At 41.2% G+C, this 18,466-nt stretch carries 18 protein-coding genes and 4 pseudogenes; 20 read left to right on the top strand and 2 right to left on the bottom strand.

Annotation, left to right across the window (positions count from 1 at the left end; translation table 11 throughout):
• A pseudogene (locus tag K4H96_RS11155) lies at positions 1 to 150 on the top strand (M protein trans-acting positive regulator PRD domain-containing protein); the annotation flags it as partial.
• Here K4H96_RS11155 and K4H96_RS11150 read toward each other — a convergent pair.
• Positions 146 to 1,327 (bottom strand): annotated as a pseudogene (locus K4H96_RS11150) (M protein trans-acting positive regulator PRD domain-containing protein); the annotation flags it as partial. The pseudogenes K4H96_RS11155 and K4H96_RS11150 overlap by 5 nt on opposite strands.
• Positions 1,328 to 1,620: 293 nt before the next feature.
• Here K4H96_RS11150 and K4H96_RS11145 point away from each other — a divergent pair.
• The 19 genes and pseudogenes from K4H96_RS11145 to rpmH all read left to right on the top strand — a co-directional run bounded on the left by K4H96_RS11145 (position 1,621) and on the right by rpmH (position 17,828).
• Positions 1,621 to 1,860 carry a GlsB/YeaQ/YmgE family stress response membrane protein gene (locus K4H96_RS11145; protein ID WP_002920347.1) on the top strand — a complete coding sequence of 80 codons (240 nt, stop codon included), beginning with the start codon at positions 1,621 to 1,623 and terminating at the stop codon, positions 1,858 to 1,860.
• Between the two features lie 55 nt (positions 1,861 to 1,915).
• The gene (gene amaP / locus K4H96_RS11140) at positions 1,916 to 2,482 is read left to right on the top strand and encodes an alkaline shock response membrane anchor protein AmaP (RefSeq protein ID WP_223337723.1); all 567 of its coding nucleotides are present in this window, start codon (positions 1,916 to 1,918) and stop codon (positions 2,480 to 2,482) included.
• 11 nt (positions 2,483 to 2,493) lie between these two features.
• A complete protein-coding gene (locus K4H96_RS11135; protein ID WP_002905455.1) occupies positions 2,494 to 2,664 on the top strand; it encodes a DUF2273 domain-containing protein in 171 nt (56 codons plus the stop codon).
• A gap of 18 nt (positions 2,665 to 2,682) precedes the next feature.
• Complete coding sequence (locus tag K4H96_RS11130; RefSeq protein WP_002907890.1) at positions 2,683 to 3,273, top strand: Asp23/Gls24 family envelope stress response protein; 591 nt, start codon at positions 2,683 to 2,685, stop codon at positions 3,271 to 3,273.
• 76 nt (positions 3,274 to 3,349) lie between these two features.
• Entirely contained in the window at positions 3,350 to 3,553 is a 204-nt protein-coding gene (locus K4H96_RS11125; RefSeq protein WP_002893927.1) for a CsbD family protein, read from the top strand.
• Between the two features lie 1,115 nt (positions 3,554 to 4,668).
• The gene (locus tag K4H96_RS11120; RefSeq protein WP_223337722.1) at positions 4,669 to 5,370 is read left to right on the top strand and encodes a hypothetical protein; all 702 of its coding nucleotides are present in this window, start codon (positions 4,669 to 4,671) and stop codon (positions 5,368 to 5,370) included.
• Between the two features lie 21 nt (positions 5,371 to 5,391).
• Positions 5,392 to 5,532 (top strand): hypothetical protein, encoded by a 141-nt coding sequence (locus K4H96_RS11115; RefSeq protein ID WP_223313756.1) that lies wholly within the window; start codon positions 5,392 to 5,394, stop codon positions 5,530 to 5,532.
• Between the two features lie 374 nt (positions 5,533 to 5,906).
• Positions 5,907 to 7,574 carry a ribonuclease J gene (locus K4H96_RS11110; RefSeq protein ID WP_002899143.1) on the top strand — a complete coding sequence of 556 codons (1,668 nt, stop codon included), beginning with the start codon at positions 5,907 to 5,909 and terminating at the stop codon, positions 7,572 to 7,574.
• A gap of 74 nt (positions 7,575 to 7,648) precedes the next feature.
• On the top strand, positions 7,649 to 8,428 hold the full coding sequence (locus K4H96_RS11105; RefSeq protein WP_002916601.1) for an alpha/beta hydrolase: 780 nt from the start codon (positions 7,649 to 7,651) through the stop codon (positions 8,426 to 8,428).
• Between the two features lie 106 nt (positions 8,429 to 8,534).
• Positions 8,535 to 9,992, top strand: coding sequence for a glutamate--tRNA ligase (gene gltX, locus K4H96_RS11100; RefSeq protein ID WP_223337721.1), 1,458 nt, complete (start codon positions 8,535 to 8,537; stop codon positions 9,990 to 9,992).
• Positions 9,993 to 10,080: 88 nt separating this feature from the next.
• Positions 10,081 to 10,716, top strand: a pseudogene (locus tag K4H96_RS11095) (DUF6287 domain-containing protein).
• 175 nt (positions 10,717 to 10,891) lie between these two features.
• Positions 10,892 to 12,091, top strand: a complete 1,200-nt coding sequence (locus K4H96_RS11090; RefSeq protein WP_125337616.1) for an argininosuccinate synthase — start codon at positions 10,892 to 10,894, stop codon at positions 12,089 to 12,091.
• A gap of 14 nt (positions 12,092 to 12,105) precedes the next feature.
• Positions 12,106 to 13,491, top strand: coding sequence for an argininosuccinate lyase (gene argH / locus K4H96_RS11085; protein WP_223337720.1), 1,386 nt, complete (start codon positions 12,106 to 12,108; stop codon positions 13,489 to 13,491).
• A gap of 148 nt (positions 13,492 to 13,639) precedes the next feature.
• Positions 13,640 to 13,999, top strand: a complete 360-nt coding sequence (gene rnpA, locus K4H96_RS11080; RefSeq protein ID WP_002893914.1) for a ribonuclease P protein component — start codon at positions 13,640 to 13,642, stop codon at positions 13,997 to 13,999.
• Positions 13,983 to 14,798 (top strand): membrane protein insertase YidC, encoded by an 816-nt coding sequence (locus tag K4H96_RS11075; protein ID WP_223337718.1) that lies wholly within the window; start codon positions 13,983 to 13,985, stop codon positions 14,796 to 14,798. The genes rnpA and K4H96_RS11075 overlap by 17 nt, the downstream gene beginning before the upstream one ends.
• Positions 14,799 to 14,819: 21 nt before the next feature.
• A complete protein-coding gene (jag, locus tag K4H96_RS11070) occupies positions 14,820 to 15,839 on the top strand; it encodes an RNA-binding cell elongation regulator Jag/EloR (protein WP_223337717.1) in 1,020 nt (339 codons plus the stop codon).
• On the top strand, positions 15,811 to 16,905 hold the full coding sequence (locus K4H96_RS11065) for a DUF6287 domain-containing protein (RefSeq protein ID WP_227956532.1): 1,095 nt from the start codon (positions 15,811 to 15,813) through the stop codon (positions 16,903 to 16,905). The genes jag and K4H96_RS11065 overlap by 29 nt, the downstream gene beginning before the upstream one ends.
• A 17-nt stretch (positions 16,906 to 16,922) precedes the next feature.
• Entirely contained in the window at positions 16,923 to 17,555 is a 633-nt protein-coding gene (locus K4H96_RS11060) for a ribonuclease P (RefSeq protein ID WP_223337714.1), read from the top strand.
• Between the two features lie 138 nt (positions 17,556 to 17,693).
• Entirely contained in the window at positions 17,694 to 17,828 is a 135-nt protein-coding gene (gene rpmH, locus K4H96_RS11055) for a 50S ribosomal protein L34 (protein ID WP_002893904.1), read from the top strand.
• A gap of 61 nt (positions 17,829 to 17,889) precedes the next feature.
• On the opposite strand, the pseudogene K4H96_RS11050 reads toward rpmH, so the two are convergent.
• Positions 17,890 to 18,441, bottom strand: a pseudogene (locus K4H96_RS11050) (helix-turn-helix transcriptional regulator); the annotation flags it as partial.
• Between the last annotated feature and the right edge of the window lie 25 nt (positions 18,442 to 18,466).

Here is an 18,466-nt window from a genome sequence, read left to right as displayed (position 1 = left end):
GAAAATCTATTTATGAGCTGCGCAAAAACAGACAGCTATGTAAAAAATTCGTATCAATTATTAAGTGATTTAATTGATCAGATAGAAAGCAAATATAATCTAAAAATAGACAATAATGACAATCTTATTTGGCATTTGCATAATACAGCACTAAATGTTTGCTGTGAGTAATAAAAGTATAGGATAGATGGTTGATTTTCATTGGTGTGTTATGGATATCCAAAGTCTCTAGATAATGTTCAATCCCTTTTTTTATATCTGAAACAAATTGAGGGAAAATATTTTGAAAGTTTCTGATTGTATTCCCTTTTTGATCAAACAGAATAAACTCTGTAGATAGTTCCTGACGGTGCAGATGTGCTGTATTATGCAAATGCCAAATAAGATTGTCATTATTGTCTATTTTTAGATTATATTTGCTTTCTATCTGATCAATTAAATCACTTAATAATTGATACGAATTTTTTACATAGCTGTCTGTTTTTGCGCAGCTCATAAATAGATTTTCATCAATGAAAAACATTTTTTGAAAATAGGAGACAAATAGTTGACCTATCACTTCTTTATTCAGAGAGATATGATATTCAGAATCAAAGCTCGCTACAATGTCTTCGATTCCTTCTGCCTGCATGAAAGATTCTAACAATTGATTGTTAAAAGAATCTTTCTCAACTTCCAAGAAATGACCAAACTTTATTCGATATAAATTTGTAACCAGGAGCAATTTTAACATTCGTTGAGTTGCGAAATTGACAGGAAATGCAGTTTCTTTATAAACCAGTGCTAACAGCTTACACAAAGGTTCTACAGAGAAATCTGTAAAGGGCCATTCAAGAAAATAATATTTTTCCGAAAAATATTGTGCAAAAAAATAACGGATATCAATCTCATCTCCAATAATCCGAGCAGGATTGAGACTAATTTTAAAATTATATTGTTTTTTTATGATTTTGTTAATATGACTGATTATACGATAGAGTGAGGAAGAACTTATATAAAACTCTTTACAAATACTCTCAGTTTCATATCCTTCGTTAAAGAAGATGAATTCTAAAATTGAAAAATGGGTTGAGTGCTTAAAAAAATGGTGATAGACCATCTCAATATCACTATCATCGGTATTAATGATACGTATGCCATTAGTAGACGAGTGAAAAATCAATTGAGGAAACGCAGACTTGACATGGGATAAATCATCTTTTACTGAACGTTCTGTACAATTCAATAGTTCAGCCAGTTCAGAAATATGAAACCAGCGTTTGTTTTTAAATAGTAGTTCTAGTAGTTCTAATTGCCTGTGGCTCTTTTTAGATAGTAATTCTCGCATTAAAATATTATCTTTCTTTATATAGTGTTTTTATTATCAGGCAATTATACCATATTTTATGCGTTTAACCTCATTTAACAACTCTAAAATATATCTAAAAATGCTGATAAAAGCCTATAGAAAAAGGAATTCTTATCTTTGCGTATCTATAGTACAGATAAACGGAAAGAAAACTAAGTTGAATTATTATGTTTCCAAGTTGGAAAATTATATAATTATGTTAATCAAAAAATAATAGTAAAAAATATTATTAAACAATTTTGATTTAGAAAAAATTAGAAAGGAGAATCAATATGCTTTGGTCTATTATTGTTGGAGGTGTTATTGGTCTTATTGCTGGATCAATCACTAAAAAAGGCGGCTCAATGGGTGTTATTGCAAACGTTGTTGCAGGTTTAGTTGGTTCTGCTGTCGGTCAGTCACTTTTAGGAACTTGGGGTCCTAGTTTGGCTGGTATGGCCTTGCTTCCTTCTATCATTGGTGCAGTTATTGTAGTAGCTGTTGTATCATTTTTTGTAGGTAAAAATGCATAAATTGTCTTTTTACTTTCAAAATACAATTTAAAATTTAATGATGTGAGGATTCAATATGTCAAAATCAAGAAAAATACTTTCCCTTATTTTCTGTATTTTAATCTTGACAATTTTGATTCCTGTTTTGCTAGACTTTCATAAAGTCAGCGGTCTGGGGCTCCAGTTATTCACTTGGAAGCAGATTCCTTTTGTTGGCTACTATCTTTCTAGGTATGTTTTCTGGGGCACTGTGGTTTTAGCAAGCTTAATCTTACTACTAATGTTAGTGATAGTTTTTTATCCTAAGAGACGTTTGGAAATTCAGCTAGCTGATGCGGATGGGAAACTGATGCTGAAAAATTCAGCGATTGAAGGGTTTGTTCGTAGTCTGTTAACAGAACACGGTTTAATTAAAGATCCTACAGTTTCAGTAAATAGCCGTAAAAACAAATGCATGGTTTCTGTTAAAGGGGCAATCGTTCCTTCGGAAAACATCATTAAGAGAAGTCAGTTGATTCAAGAAGAAATTGCGTCTGGATTGACAGAATTATTCGGAATCAATCATAATGTCAAGCTTAAAATCTCTGTCTCAGACTTCAAGCCAAAAGAAGCGGCTAAAAAAACTACTAGTCGTGTAAAGTAAGGAAGTAAAAAATGGAATGGTTTAAAAAATATCAATATCCAATCTTGTCTGGATTAGCGGGCATTATTCTAGCGTGTTTTATCCTATCCTTTGGCTTCTTTAAGACTTTATTTGTCTTGATTTGCGCTACTCTAGGGGCAGGAATTGGATATTATATTCAAAAAAATAATATATTTAAATAACTAATCAAGGAGTTTAATATGTCAAATAAAGATGTTAAAGATGTTGCAAAAAAAGAAGTTGCTCAAGCAGCTCATGAAGTAAAAGGTGAATTGACTTACGATGATAAGGTCATTCAAAAAATTATCGGTCTCTCTTTAGAGAAAGTTTCAGGTTTGCTGGCTGTTGACGGTGGCTTYTTCTCTAACATAAAAGATAAATTGGTCAACTCTGACAATGTCACTCATGGTGTCAATGTTGAAGTTGGTAAAGAACAAGTAGCTGTTGACCTGAATGTGGTTGCAGAATATCAAAAGAATGTTCCTGCTTTATACAAAGAAATCAAGAAAGTTGTTGTAGAAGAAGTTTCTAAGATGACTGATTTGGAAGTTGTTGAAGTAAATGTCAATGTCGTTGATATTAAAACGAAAGAACAACACGAAGCGGATTCAGTAAGCCTTCAAGACCGAGTGACAGATGTTGCTGAATCAACAGGCGAATTTGCTTCAGAGCAATTCGAAAAAGCAAAATCTGGCATTAGCGGTGGTTTCTCAGCTGTTCAAGAAAAAGTTGGCGATGGTGTAGAGGCTGTTAAAGACGCTGCATCAAATGAAAAAGCTCGCGTTCGTTAATTCTCTAACTAAGATTAGGAATTCTTATATTCTTTCATTTCTTTAAAAATGGAAACTAATAACGGAGGTATCAAATATGTCTACAGAAGAAAAATTCAACCAAGCTAAAGGTTCTGTTAAAGAAGGCCTTGGCAAATTAACTGGTGATAAAAAAACAGAAAAAGAAGGAGCTGCTGAAAAAGTAGTTTCTAAAGTTAAAGAAGTTGCAGAAGATGCCAAAGATGCTGTTGAAGGCGCCATCGAAGGCGTTAAAAATATGGTTAAAAAAGACGATAAATAAAACCAATAGTTGATTTTCCTTATAAAAAGTCTTTGTTAGCTATAGTCACTGATAAAAATTATCTAGAGTTTAAAGGAGATCATTTTAAGGTCTCCTTTCCTTTTTGCTTGTACACTTGATAGGAAAAATATTTCTTAGTTTCTTAGGTGTAAACGCTTGCAAAAACCTGAGTAGAGTACTATAATAGAGTTAGGGAAATAGAAAGAAAGGAAACCAAATTCATTCGCTTTTAAGTTTACTTTGTTGGTATAGTTATTTGTGATACATAAGTAGTTGCTTTACTTGACATATTGGTTGAATTGTCAGACAGGCCTGCTTAGCTTGCCTGATTGTAACGATAGTATAGAAAGTAGAAGCTTTTAGATGGTTTTCAAACTTCGAGAATTCAATCAATAGTGCTTTATTATGTTATAGAGATTTCCAATGCTAAGATAAAAAGAAAATCATTAGCGGTTGAAGGAATTAAAAGTTTATAAAAAATAATAAAAACAATAAATAAAAAATTGTTATTCAGTTACACCTTGGATGAACTGATTGCTCTCATACCAGCGAAGTAAACCAGACCTCTAGCCGAGTAAAGCTAGAGGTTGTTTTTTGCTACGATTGGCATGCCGTGTATCTGGGATGAAAGCCCTCTGGGGGCTGTTTTCTTATACTTTGCAAGTATAAGATACCGTTGACAAGAAAGGGTTTTCGATATATATTTATATTAGGAATGATGATTGGAAAACAATCAGCAGTTAGAAGAGAGGTTGTTATAGGAGCTGTTTTTTTAGCGTCATCATTGCTTTTCATTATTAGGAAGGTATGATTATGCCGATTATAAGAAAAGTTCAAGTGTATCTTTTGCTTCTGTTTTTCTCTTTGAGCGGTGTCTTGCCAAGTCAGATTGTCTTTGCGGAGCAGTCGCAGAATGGTGTCTAAAGATTTGATTGACAAATACCGCTGGATTTCGCTGATTCAGTACAATGGCATGCGGGTCAGCAAGCGGATGCTCCGATACTATGGTGTTGACTGGTGATAAGCAATTTGCAAGACCAAGTGAGCCAATAAAAGGTGAGAAACCCGAATATCATACAGCTTGATATTCGGGTTTTTGGAAAGGTAAAGAGAAAATGAAGCTGAAAAAAGAAAAATGTCGGCACCAGCTGTTTGACTATGAGGACGACTATGTCATCTGCCCGGCTTGCGGTGAGCCTATTGCGGAGAATATACCGAATAATCCCAATTTCAAGCTGCAGATGATTCGGCGGAGTCGGAAGTATAAAAGATTTTTAAGGTGGAAAAAAGGTTATTTCTTTTTCTTGTTTTTAATATTATTTTTAATGTTATTCATTATCTTCAATTATCAATTCTTGGATAGTTTAGTGATTAAAAGCTACGGGATTACAGGTATTGATTCTTTTGAGCCTATTCTCAAATGGACCTTCTATCCCTTCAAAGATGTTGTAGAGACAGCGGCCGTCCTCACTTTTATTCTTGCAGGACCTCAGCTTGATAGACGAGAATGGCTGAGACGCTGGCATCTTCAAAAGCATGCATATTACTATTTGGCATCCTATCTGTATCCAGTAATCAGAGTAGCAAATTATATTCTTTTAATTTATCTAGGCAGTGAATTTTGGAGTAAGCTTATTTATTTAGAAGAGATGGACTTGTTGAATTATCACTTAGGTGGTCAGGAACTGATTTACGCTAGCGTGGTCTATGCTAAGGAAAATCTTCGCGGCCTCTACATTGTGCTGGGTCTTAATTTTCTTGCAGACTGCTGGCTCTTTTTCTACCAGCGCTTGGCTATATGGGCGAATCGTTTTTAGGATTTACGAAAGAGTATGAATATGAAAAAAGAAAAATGCCGCCACCAACTGTTTGGCTATGAAGCCGACTATGTCATTTGTACGGCCTGCCTCTTTCTGCCTCTGATCTTTCCTTGCCATATCGGTCTTTGGGTAGCAGTGATTGGAATTTTGGCGACCTAAATCCTGTCCGGCTTTCTCAGTAATCCCAATCACGGTTTTGTCTCGGCTGATCTCAGCCCCATCGATTTTCCTCATTTGATTGAGCGGCTATTTCTTCTGGACATTATCACTTTTGGGTAGAAGTTGATTGGGCTTTCCGATTTTTTGCCGTCGGTGTGTTTTTTCGTGGTTAGAAAAATAGCTCCATTCTAAGTGACAATGGAAAAACAATTTTTCTTTGTTTTGAAAAAACATGAAAAAATGCTATAATAGGTTAGATATGCAAACCTAAGGTTTGCAAGACTGTAATTCGACTTGGCTAGCCAAGGACCGTTAGTAATAAAATAAAGAATCTTTGATAAAAGTGAGGTTCTGAAAATTGAATAGGAGAAAAAATGAGCAAGAGCAATATTAAACTGATTGCTTTAGGCGGCGTACGTGAAAATGGAAAAAATCTCTACGTTGCCGAAGTGGATGATTCCATTTTTGTATTGGATGTTGGGCTGAAGTACCCAGAAAATGAGCAGTTGGGTGTGGATTATGTCGTTCCCAACATGGACTATTTGTTTGAAAATAAGAAGCGGATTGCGGGTGTCTTTCTGACGCACGGACACGCGGATGCGATTGGTGCTCTGCCTAATCTTTTGGCAGATGCTAAGGTGCCAGTTTTCGGTTCTGAGTTGACGATTGAGCTGGCCAAGCTATTTGTCAAAAACAATGATGCGGTTAAGAAGTTCAATGATTTCCATGTGATTGATGAAAATACTGAGATTGAATTTGGCAAAACAGTGGTTTCCTTCTTCCGGACGACTCACTCGATTCCTGAGAGTTTGGGAGTTGTCATCAAGACCAGAAAAGGCAGTATCGTTTATACAGGTGATTTCAAGTTTGACCAGTCTGCCAGCCCATCCTATGCGACAGACTTTGGCCGTCTGGCTGAGATTGGCCGCGAGGGTGTTCTGGCCTTGCTCAGTGATTCAGCCAATGCCGACAGCACTGTTCAGGTGGCTAGTGAGAGCGAGGTCGGCAAGGAAATCGAAGATACGATTGCTGACTGGGATGGTCGTGTGATTGTTGCGGCGGTTGCCAGCAACTTATCTCGTATCCAGCAGGTCTTTGATGCAGCTGCAGAGACTGGCCGCCGAGTGGTTTTGACAGGCTTTGATGTTGAAAACATCGTTCGTACGGCTATCCGCCTCAAGAAGCTGTCCTTGGTGGACGAACGCCTCTTAATCAAGCCCAAGGAAATGTCTAAGTTTGAAGACCATGAGCTGATTATTTTGGAGACTGGCCGGATGGGTGAGCCTATCAATGGCCTGCGCAAGATGTCGATCGGACGTCACCGCTATGTGGAAATCAAGGAGGGCGATTTGATTTACATCGTAACGACACCGTCTATTGCCAAGGAAGCGGTCGTGGCTCGCGTGGAAAATATGATTTATCAGGCGGGTGGCATTGTCAAGTTGATTACCCAAAACCTGCGGGTTTCGGGTCACGGAAATGCGCGTGATTTGCAGCTCATGATTAACCTGCTGCAGCCTAAGTACCTCTTCCCTATTCAGGGTGAGTACCGCGGCTTGGATGCTCATGCCAAGGCTGCCATGGAAGTTGGCATGCTGCCGGAAAATATCTTCATTCCTAAGCGAGGTAGCATCATGGAATATGACCATGGTGATTTTGTGCCTGCTGGTGCTGTGTCAGCAGGAGATGTCATGATTGATGGGAATGCGATTGGTGACGTGGGCAATATCGTCCTCCGCGACCGCAAGGTCTTGTCTGAAGATGGTATTTTCATCGTGGCACTCACAGTTAACCGTAAGGAAAAGAAAATCATTTCCAAGGCTAAAGTACACACCCGTGGATTTGTCTATGTCAAGAAGAGCAGAGATATTTTGCGCGAAAGCTCTGACATTATCAATAAAACCGTGGAAGACTATCTGGCGCAGGATAGCTTTGACTGGGGTGAGCTGAAGGGTGCTGTCCGTGACAGTCTGGCCAAATATCTCTTTGACCAAACCAAGCGTCGCCCAGCTATTTTGCCGGTTGTTATGGAAGTGCGGTAAAAATCTGAACACAAATACAAGAAAAGTCGGGTTTCGGCTTTTTCTTGTCAGAAAGATACGAAGGAGAAATGCGAATGGCAGTGATGAAAATAGAGTATTATTCTGAGGCTTTGGAGATGGAATGGGGCGTCAATGTCCTCTATCCGGACGCAGCTCGTGTGGACAAGCCGGATGATAAGGACATTCCTGTTTTGTACTTGCTTCATGGTATGAACGGCAATCACAATAGCTGGCTCAAGCGCTCAAATATTGAGCGTCTGGTTCGCTCGACCAACTTGATTGTTGTCATGCCTAATACCAGCAACGGCTGGTACACCGATACTCAGTACGGCTTTAACTATTACGAAGCTATCGCTGAGGAGCTGCCTCGGGTGCTCAAGCGTTTTTTCCCAAATATGTCGGATAAGCGGGAGAAGAATTTTATCGCTGGTCTTTCCATGGGCGGATACGGAGCCTTTAAGCTGGCTCTCAAGTCTAACCGCTTTTCATACGCAGCTAGTCTTTCTGGCGCTTTGAGTTTTCTTGATGCTCGTCCAGACAATGCAGAAATGGCAACGCCAGCCTATTGGCGAGGAGTTTTCGGAGACTATAAAGACTGGACTAGCAGCCCCCATTCGCTGGAAAGTATAGCCAAGCAATCTGATAAAAAGACCAAGCTTTGGGCTTGGTGCGGCGAAGAAGATTTTCTCTACAAGGCCAATCAGGAGGCAGTGAAAAACCTGCAAGACTTAGGCTTGGAGATTACTTATAGCCACAGTCCAGGTAAGCATGAGTGGTATTACTGGGAAAAGCAGCTGGAGAATGTGCTGGCCTGGCTTCCTATCGACTTCCAGCTGGAAGAGCGCCTGTCGTAAAAATAGACTGTAAAGTCGTATTATGACCTCAGAGTATGATATAATGATTACGTTTGAAAATCGGAGTGGGAATGATTCCCCGAAATGCAAATAGGAGAATGGAACTTTGACAAAAGCGATTCGAGTGCGTTATGCACCAAGTCCGACTGGACTTTTACACATCGGAAATGCGCGGACTGCGCTCTTTAACTACCTCTATGCTCGTCACTATGGTGGAACCTTCATTATCCGTATCGAGGATACAGACCGCAAGCGCCATGTAGAAGACGGAGAACGCTCACAGCTTGAAAACTTACGCTGGCTGGGTATTGACTGGGATGAAAGTCCTGAGACTCACGAAAACTACCGCCAGTCTGAGCGCTTGGATATTTACCAAAAATATGTCAATGAACTCTTGGACAAGGGCTTGGCTTACAAGTCCTATGTGACTGAGGAAGAATTAGCGGCTGAGCGTGAACGTCAGGAAGCAGCTGGTGAAACACCGCGTTATATCAATGAGTTTCTAGGTATGTCAGAGGAAGAAAAGGCAGCCTACATCGCTGAGCGTGAAGCAGCGGGGATTATTCCGACGGTCCGTCTGGCTGTCAATGAAGCTGGTGTCTACAAGTGGACGGACATGGTCAAGGGCGAAATTGAGTTCGAGGGTGGCAATATCGGTGGTGACTGGGTTATCCAGAAGAAAGACGGCTACCCAACTTATAACTTTGCTGTGGTTATTGATGACCATCTGATGGAAATTTCACACGTTATTCGTGGAGATGATCATATTGCTAACACACCTAAACAGCTCATGGTTTATGAAGCTCTAGGCTGGGAAGCACCAGAATTTGGCCACATGACCCTGATTATCAACTCTGAAACAGGTAAGAAGCTGTCTAAGCGCGACACCAATACCTTGCAGTTTATCGAGGATTATCGCAAGAAGGGCTACCTGCCAGAAGCAGTCTTTAACTTTATTGCACTGCTGGGCTGGAATCCTGGCGGCGAGCATGAGATTTTCTCTCGTCAAGAATTGATCGAGCTCTTTGATGAAAAACGTCTCAGTAAGTCCCCAGCTGCCTTTGATCAAAAGAAGCTGGACTGGATGAACAACGAATACATCAAGAATGCGGATTTTGACACAATCTTCGCTCTGGCTAAGCCGTACTTGGAAGAAGCGGGACGTTTGACCGATAAGGCAGAAAAGCTTGTAGAGCTCTACAAACCACAAATGAAGTCTGTGGATGAAATCGTGCCGCTGACAGACCTCTTCTTTGCGGACTTCCCAGAGTTGACAGATGCGGAGCGTGAGGTCATGGCTGGTGAAACGGTACCGATCGTGTTGACAGCCTTCAAAGAAAAGTTAGAAGCTATGTCTGACCCAGATTTTGTGACGGAGAATATCTTCCCGCAAATCAAGGCTGTCCAAAAAGAGACAGGGATCAAGGGCAAAAACCTCTTCATGCCTATTCGGATTGCCGTTTCGGGTGAAATGCATGGACCAGAGCTGCCAGATACGATTTACTTGCTTGGACGCGAAAAATCCATCCAGCATATCGAAAACATGCTGAATCAAATTCAATAAGATGAACCAGCTTTCGAGCTGGTTTTTGCTTTGCAAATTTTTGTTTTTATGTCACAATCGTAATAAGAAAATCCTTTAAGGAGAGAAAATGAAAAAATGGATTATCATTTTGGTTGGAGCGTTAGTAGCCTTACTCGTGCTAGTAACCTGTAACCAAAAGAAAGAGCAGACGGCTCCTGCTTCCAACAATTCTAAAGCAAGTTAGACTAGCTCCGCATCTTCTAAAAAGTCTGAAAGAGGGACCAATTCGAGCGAACTTGATGGTAAAGCGGACAATCAGGAAACTTCTGATACAGGCTCTCAGCAGCATTCGGAAACAGAAAGTGAAAAGTCTACCAAGGAAACTAGCAAAGGAGAGAAAGAGACTGCAACAACTTCTAGTTTGGATATGAAGGCTATTGCTTCTGGAGATTTTTCCAGCATGATTGGTACTTGGCAGGATGCCAAAGGGAACAGTTATACATTCGATGCGTCTGGTATCGAGTCAGATGTTGCCAAGCTTGAGACAGGAGATTACTCTGGGCCAGATGAAAATGGGATTTACCGAGCAGGGATTCGTTGGAAAAACCAAACCGGTGCTGCCTTTCTTATCATTCCAGCAGGAAAGAGTCTGCCAGCTGGGGAGACTGTCAATGGGACGGATCCGACTGATACCAGTCAAGATCGCTTCATCATCACCCAGAGCGTTTCCGAACATCCCGATGTTTTTTACCGTGTAAAATAAGGAGTCTTGACGGACTCTTTTTTTCTTGTTTTGAGTCCAGTATATAATATATTGATTTTGAATAAAAATTGATAAAACGTTTTTATTTTAATAAATATTAAAATCTCTCTTGACATTCGCATTTTCATACAGTAGAATGTTTAAAAATAAAATGTAGAAGGATAGAGGTAATCGCATGGTTAAAGAGAAAGTCATTTTAGCATATTCCGGTGGCTTGGACACTTCAGTGGCCATTACTTGGCTGAACAAGGATTATGATGTGATCGCGGTCTGTATGGACGTAGGTGAAGGAAATGATTTGGATTTCATTCATGACAAGGCGCTGAAAGTTGGTGCTATCGAATCACATGTTATTGATGTTAAAGACGAGTTTGCGGAAGACTACGTCTTGGTTGCTCTGCAAGGACACACCTTCTACGAACGAAAATATCCTCTAGTGTCCGCTCTGAGCCGACCTTTGATTTCTAAGAAATTGGTTGAAATTGCCCACAAGACGGGGGCGACAACCATTGCCCATGGCTGTACCGGAAAAGGAAACGATCAGGTACGTTTTGAAGTGGCTATCGCATCCTTGGATCCCAGTCTCAAGGTCATTGCTCCGGTTCGGGAGTGGAAATGGTCTCGGGAAGAAGAAATTAATTACGCCAAAGCTAATGGTGTGCCAATTCCTGCAGATCTGGATAGTCCTTACTCAGTCGATCAAAACCTTTGGGGACGGGCCAATGAGTGCGGAGTCTTGGAAAATCCTTGGAATGAAGCACCGGAAGATGCCTATGATTTGACGGTTGCACCAGAAGCAGCGCCAGACAGCCCAGTCTATGTAAATATTGACTTTGAGGCAGGTGTACCAGTTGCTTTAGATGGTAAAAAGATGAAGCTGGCGGACTTGATTCTTGAGCTGAATGACCTAGCTGGACAGCACGGTGTTGGCCGGATTGACCATGTGGAAAACCGTTTGGTAGGGATTAAGTCTCGGGAAATCTATGAATGCCCTGGTGCGGTGACTCTCTTGGCTGCCCACAAGGAAATCGAGGATCTGACTCTAGTCAGAGAATTGGCTCATTTCAAACCGATTATCGAAAACGAACTGTCCAATCTCATCTACAATGGCCTCTGGTTTAATCCAGCGACAGAAGCCCTGATTGCCTACCTTAAGTCCACCCAGCAGGTGGTCAATGGTACAGCTAAGGTGAAGCTTTATAAGGGCTCTGCGACAGTCGTAGCGCGTAAGTCTGACAATTCTCTTTACGATGAAAGTCTGGCTACCTATACCAGTGCAGATACTTTTGATCAGGATGCCGCAATTGGCTTTATTAAGCTGTGGGGGCTTCCATCTAAGGTTCACGCAGAGGTTCAGGCTCACAAAGATAAATAGAAAGGTGCTTTCCTATGGCGAATCATAAACTGTGGGGCGGACGTTTTGAAGCCTCTCTGGAAGGCTGGGTAGAGGAGTTTGGCGCCAGCATCGGCTTTGACTATCGTCTGGCTCCTTATGATCTGCAGGGCAGCCTAGCCCATGTCAAAATGCTGGGGCAGACAGGAATTATTGCTCCAGAGGAAGCAGCTGCTATTCAAGCGGGCTTGGAAAAGCTGTTAGCACGTTATGAGGCTGGAGAGCTTGAGTTTGATGTCCGTAATGAAGATATTCATATGAATATGGAGGCTCTTCTGACCGAGGAGATTGGGCCAGTAGCTGGTAAGCTTCATACGGCTCGCTCCCGTAATGACCAGGTGGCGACAGACATGCACCTCTATCTCAAGGAACAGCTCGGTCAGATTGCGGATAAACTCTTGAATCTGCGTCAGGTGCTGCTGAACTTGGCAGAAGAGCATGTAGAGACTATTATGCCAGGCTATACCCATCTGCAACATGCCCAGCCGATTAGCTTTGCCCATCATCTGCTAGCCTATTATCAGATGTTCAGCCGGGATAGTCAGCGCTTTGCCTTTAATCTGGAGCATACGAATTTGTCTCCTTTAGGAGCAGCGGCTCTGGCGGGGACGACGTTTCCAATTGACAGGGAGCTGACGGCTGATTTATTGGGTTTCAAAGGCATTTACCACAATTCCTTGGATGCGGTAAGTGATCGAGACTTTATCTTGGAATTTCTATCTAACAGCAGCATTCTCATCATGCATTTGTCTCGTCTCTGTGAGGAGCTGATTAACTGGTGCAGCTATGAATATGGCTTTGTCAGCCTGTCAGATACCTTTAGTACTGGTTCTTCCATTATGCCGCAAAAGAAAAATCCGGACATGGCGGAGCTGATTCGGGGTAAGAGCGGCCGAGTTTACGGTCACCTCTTCAGTCTTCTGACGGTTATGAAATCCCTGCCCTTGGCCTATAATAAGGACCTGCAGGAAGACAAGGAAGGCATGTTCGATACAGTAGATACTATCCAAAAATCGCTGGATATTATGGCGGGTATGCTGTCTAGTATGACAGTAAACAAAGAAAAAATGCTGGTTTCAACTCAGCAAGACTTCTCCAATGCGACGGAATTGGCTGACTATCTGGCCAAAAAAGGACTGCCTTTCCGGGAAGCACATGAGATTGTCGGAAAGTTGGTGCTGGAATGCAGCAAGGCAGGCTATTATCTACAGGATATCCCGCTGAGCCGCTATCAGGAAGTGTCGTCGCTGATTGGGGAAGATATTTATCAAGCGCTTGAGTCGCAGACCGCTGTACAAAAGCGGAATTCCCTTGGCGGGACAGGATTTGCACAGATCCGTCAGGAGTTGGAAAGAGCTAAGAAACAGCTGGAAAAGGAATAAGATATAGGGAACATCGCAAGGAAATTGCGGTGTTTTTTAAGTGAATCAACCTTTTAAATATTTGCAAAAACGGCGTAATAGCGGCTCTTATTGGCATTTTCGAAAAATATGGTATAATAGATATAATTTTGGTGGATGGAGTTGAGTTTTGAGAAAAAACTATCGCGTCAAGAGCGAAAAAGATTTTAATGCGATTTTTAAAAGTGGACAGAGTTTTGCTAATCGAAAATTTGTCGTTTACATGTTAGAAAAAGAGCAAAAGCATTTTCGGGTTGGAATTTCGGTCAGTAAAAAGCTGGGGAATGCAGTGGTTCGTAATCGTATTAAAAGAAAAATCCGCCATGTCTTGATGCAGCATCAAAAACATCTAGTCCAGGCAGACTTCGTAGTTATTGCTCGCAAAGGAGTAGAGGAGCTGGACTACCACCAAGTTGAACAAAATTTATTGCATGTATTAAAGATTGCTAAACTTTATCAGGAAGGATTCATTTGTGAAACAGAAAAGTAAATTAGGGATTTTGCTGGTTGCCTCGCTGCTCTTTCTCACAGCCTGCGGAACCAGTCAAGTTACAGCCGATTCACATGGCTTCTGGGAACAGCTAGTATATTTCTTTGCAGACACCATTCGTTTTCTATCCTTTGGTGGAAGTAAGGGAATTGGGATTATTCTCTTTACCTTGATTATCCGGACAGTTCTCCTGCCGGTCTTCCAATTCCAGACGACTTCTTCACGCAAGCTGCAGGAAGTACAGCCGCATATCAAGCGCCTGCAGGAAAAGTATCCTGGTAAGGATATGGAGAGCAGAACAGCCTTGGCTGAGGAAACTCAAAAGCTCTACAAAGAAAAGGGTGTCAATCCTTATGCCTCATTCATTCCGCTCTTTATCCAGATGCCAGTGCTCTTGGCTCTGTTTCAAGCCCTGACTCGGGTTGAATTTATGAAAACAGGTCACTTCCTCTGGCTCAATCTAGGAGCGACAGATCCGACCTTTATTCTTCCGCTGTTGGCGGCTCTCTTCACTTTCCTCAGTACGTGGCTTTCAAACAAAGCCTTGCCGGAGAGAAATGGCGGGATGACAGTCATGATGTACCTGTTGCCAGTAGCGATTTTCTTTTTTGCCCTCTATGCAGCGAGTGGGGTGGCCCTCTACTGGGCGGTCTCAAATGCTTATCAGGTGGTTCAGACCTTGCTGCTGAGCAATCCTTTTAAAATCATTGCCGAGCGGGAAGCCAAGGAACGGTCAGAGCGCCAATTGGAACAGAAAAAGAAACGTGCCCTAAAAAAAGCACAGAAAAAGAAAAAGTAAGTAAGAAGGAGGACTCTTGCAATGGTTATTTTTACAGGAGCAAGTGTTGAAGAAGCCATTCAAAATGGTTTGAAAACGTTGGATATTCCACGTATGAGAGCGCATATCACTGTTATTTCACGTGAGAAAAAAGGCTTTTTAGGTCTGTTTGGCAAGAAGCCAGCTCAGGTGGATGTCGAGCCGATTGCTGAGACGACAGTTGTTAAAGCCAATCAAAAGGCTGTAAAAGGTGTTCCCGAAGAGATTAACGCTCAGAATGAGCCTGTGCAGTCTGTCAGTGAAGCAACGGTTGATTTGGGTCGTGTGGTAGCTGCTATCAAGAAGGTCGAAGGAGAAGGCGAAGTTATCTCAGATGAGGTCAAGGCTGAAATTCTCAAAAATGACAAGCAAGCCAATACGATTTTAGAAGAGACGGGCACCATTGATCTTCTCAAGACCAACCAAGCTATTGATGAGGCAGTTGCTCAAGCAGAAGCGGACGATAGCAAGGTTATCTCTTTTGAACAAGCGGCTAAAGACAAGGCTGAGCTGACAGAAGAAAGCTCTTTTGCTGACTTAGGCATCCAAGTCGAAGCAGACTACGATATTGAAGAAGTAGTTGAGAATGTAACGAACTATGTTCAGAAAATCGTTGATGAGATGGATGTTGAAGCTGGTATTTCCAGCAGCTACAACCGCCGAACTATCAACATGCAGATTGATACCAATGAACCGGGGCGCGTGATTGGCTACCACGGAAAAGTCTTGAAAGCTCTGCAGCTATTAGCGCAAAACTATCTTTATAACCAATATTCTAAGAGCTTCTATATTTCCATTAATGTCAATGATTATGTTGAGCATCGGGCAGAAGTGCTGCAAAGCTATGCGCAGAAACTGGCTCAGCGGGCTTTGGAAGACCGACGCGGTCAGCACACTGACCCTATGTCTAACAGCGAGCGCAAAATTATCCACCGCATCATCTCTCGCATCGATGGCGTGACTAGCTATTCCGAAGGCGACGAGCCTAACCGCTATGTCGTCGTGGATATTGATAGCGAATAAAAAGAAAGCCAGCAGAGATGCTGGTTTTTGTAGTAATAAACTAGGAGAAAGAATTATGAAGAAGAGAGTTTTTCTAATTATTTTAGGGTTAGCATTACTTGCTGCCTGTGGTCAAAAGAAAATAGAGAATCAGGATAATACTCCTGATTCGAGTAAGAGTGCATTGGACAAAGAACAAAAGAGTTCTTCGATTTCAGTAGAACAAGATGAAAAATTATATGCTTCGACTTTGGATAAATTAACAAAAGATACTTCTGAAGGCCGTGCGCAGATATACACATTCTATGATATTGATAAAAATGGGACGAATGAACTAATCACAGGACATCATTCTGACGGGGCTTATTATTTAGCGGCTATTTATTATTTGAATCAAGGAACATCAACTTATTTAGCTCAATCAAAAGTAGCTTCAGCAGGTGGAAGTCGAGAAAGCGCCACAATATATACAGATGGAACAGTCTTTTATGCTCAATGGCACTCTCTAAGTCCTGATGCTAAGRGTTATCTTTATCGACTGAGATCTGATAATAGTGGTATAGATGTGCTAAAAGAAGCAGATTTTCAAATAGCAGGTGTAGATTCAAATTCTGAAAAAAGCGTAGATTCAGTTTTTGGGTTAGCTTCTAAAAAAGAAGTTGATCTATCTTCGTTAACTTGGAAAGATATTGAATCTTATCAATCAAAAAGCTCCATAGGAGCAGAGGACAATCCAGAAATTTCAACTCAAATGGATTTATCGAGCATTCAAAACGGTGATTTCTCAAGTATTGAAGGTACGTGGAAAAATGGAAATGGAGAAGAGCTGACCTTTGATAAAAATGGTTTGGTGACTAATGGGCTAAAATTAGGAAATCAGTTTAAAATGGTCAACTCCTATTTAGAGGGTGGTGTATCCTATGGTGGTCCGGGTGCAGCAATATTATTTATTCCTGCTGGTGTAGATATGACTATGACTTTGGATAATCAAAAAATAATGGATGCTTCTAATCGTAAGAGGGACAGGATTCTTATCACGCAAAGTGTTAACGTTAATAAGTCAGAAGTATTCTATTATAAAGAGTAAAAAAGAAAGGATTTTTTATGTCACTTTTTCCAGCTATTGAAAGTTATCTGCCTCATCAAGGGGCTAAGTATATATCTCCAGACAAGGCAGAGCAGTTGCGTGAGTCTATGTTGGAGCTAAGAGCTAAGGGCCAGGCGGCACGCAAGGAATTTGCGGATTTGGTCAAGGATTTTCAGAGCCTCTATCCTAAGCTGACCTTGGAGCGAACCAGCCAGTGGATGAATCAAGCGCAGATACTGCGGCCCCATTTTTGGAATTATCTTAAAGGCTATGGAGAAATCACAGAACCGATGTTTGCTCTGCGCTTGTATGGAACTGCAGAAGATTTTGGGGTATCGCTGGAGGTGAGCTTCATGGAGCGCAAGAAAGATGAGCACAGCCTCAGCAAGCAAAATCGGGTCTTGGAGTTGCCTATTCAGTCGCCAGCTTACTATTTTGCTCAGATAGATGGTGTGAGTCAGCGCTTTGAAGGAACAGAGGAAAATCGCCAGTTCCTTACTCGGCAGTTAGCGGCCGGTCAGGTTCGTAAGGTCTTAGTCAAATACGATATTCCCCTTTCTCAGGCTGCTTCAAGAGAGCAAGTGCTGTCCCAGCTGCAGGAGGCCATGACAGCCTTGATTCCCTTTTATGAAGCGACTCGGGTTATATGATTACGTTTACAAAGAGAAAGTTATTTAAGTAAGTATTGACAAAAGCCCCAGAATCATATAGAATAGTAAAGTATGTTTAGTAACTGATCACAACTAGCCGGCTAAACGAATACAAGAATCTAAGAGGAGGTATTCATCGTGAAACGTACTTATCAACCAAGTAAAATCCGTCGTGCGCGTAAACATGGTTTCCGCCACCGTATGTCAACTAAAAACGGTCGTCGTGTATTGGCAGCTCGCCGTCGTAAAGGACGCAAAGTTTTGGCTGCTTAATCCAAACGATTTATCAAGAAACCAGCGGAGACTCGAGACCGCTGGTTTTTTTGTCTTAAATTTATTGACTAAAGTCGATAGATTGGCAGGAAAGTTCCTCTCTTTGTCCAGTGTCTTTATTTATGACCTCAACATACCAGTCCCCTTTGTGGCTAAATAGTTTGATAAATTGAACCTGAAGAGACTGCTGTTCATACTTAATTGGAAAAAATTCTTCCTGCCTATGTAATAAAATATCGAGAATCATCCGCAGTTGAGAGTTGTTGATTGTTTTCCTGACTTCTGGTTGAAGGATTTTCTCAATTTTTGTGATCTTGCTTAACTGCTGTTCTGAAATCGAGTTTTCAAATTTTTCTTTTAATTTTTGCAGATCAATATCAAAAGGGCACATATTGTAGTTTTCTAGAGTCAGCATGGAAAAATACAAGGCAGAAATTTCATCTATGGAGAAAATAATAGGAGATAACAAGTCGTTGCTAAGAATTTTATAACTGCCATTCCGGCCTAAGTCAGAATAAATTGGAATGCCTAACGTTTCAAGGCTGGCAATATCACGAAGGGCAGTGCTTTTTGAAATATGATATCGATTCATAATATCTTTTAGATTGAATTGTCAATATCTTTTAGATTGAATTGTC

Source organism: Streptococcus sanguinis (assembly GCF_020729765.1).
GTDB classification, from domain to species: domain Bacteria; phylum Bacillota; class Bacilli; order Lactobacillales; family Streptococcaceae; genus Streptococcus; species Streptococcus sanguinis_Q.
The sequence above is the reverse complement of the archived record's forward strand: the minus strand, read 5'-3'. Positions and strand labels throughout refer to the sequence as shown.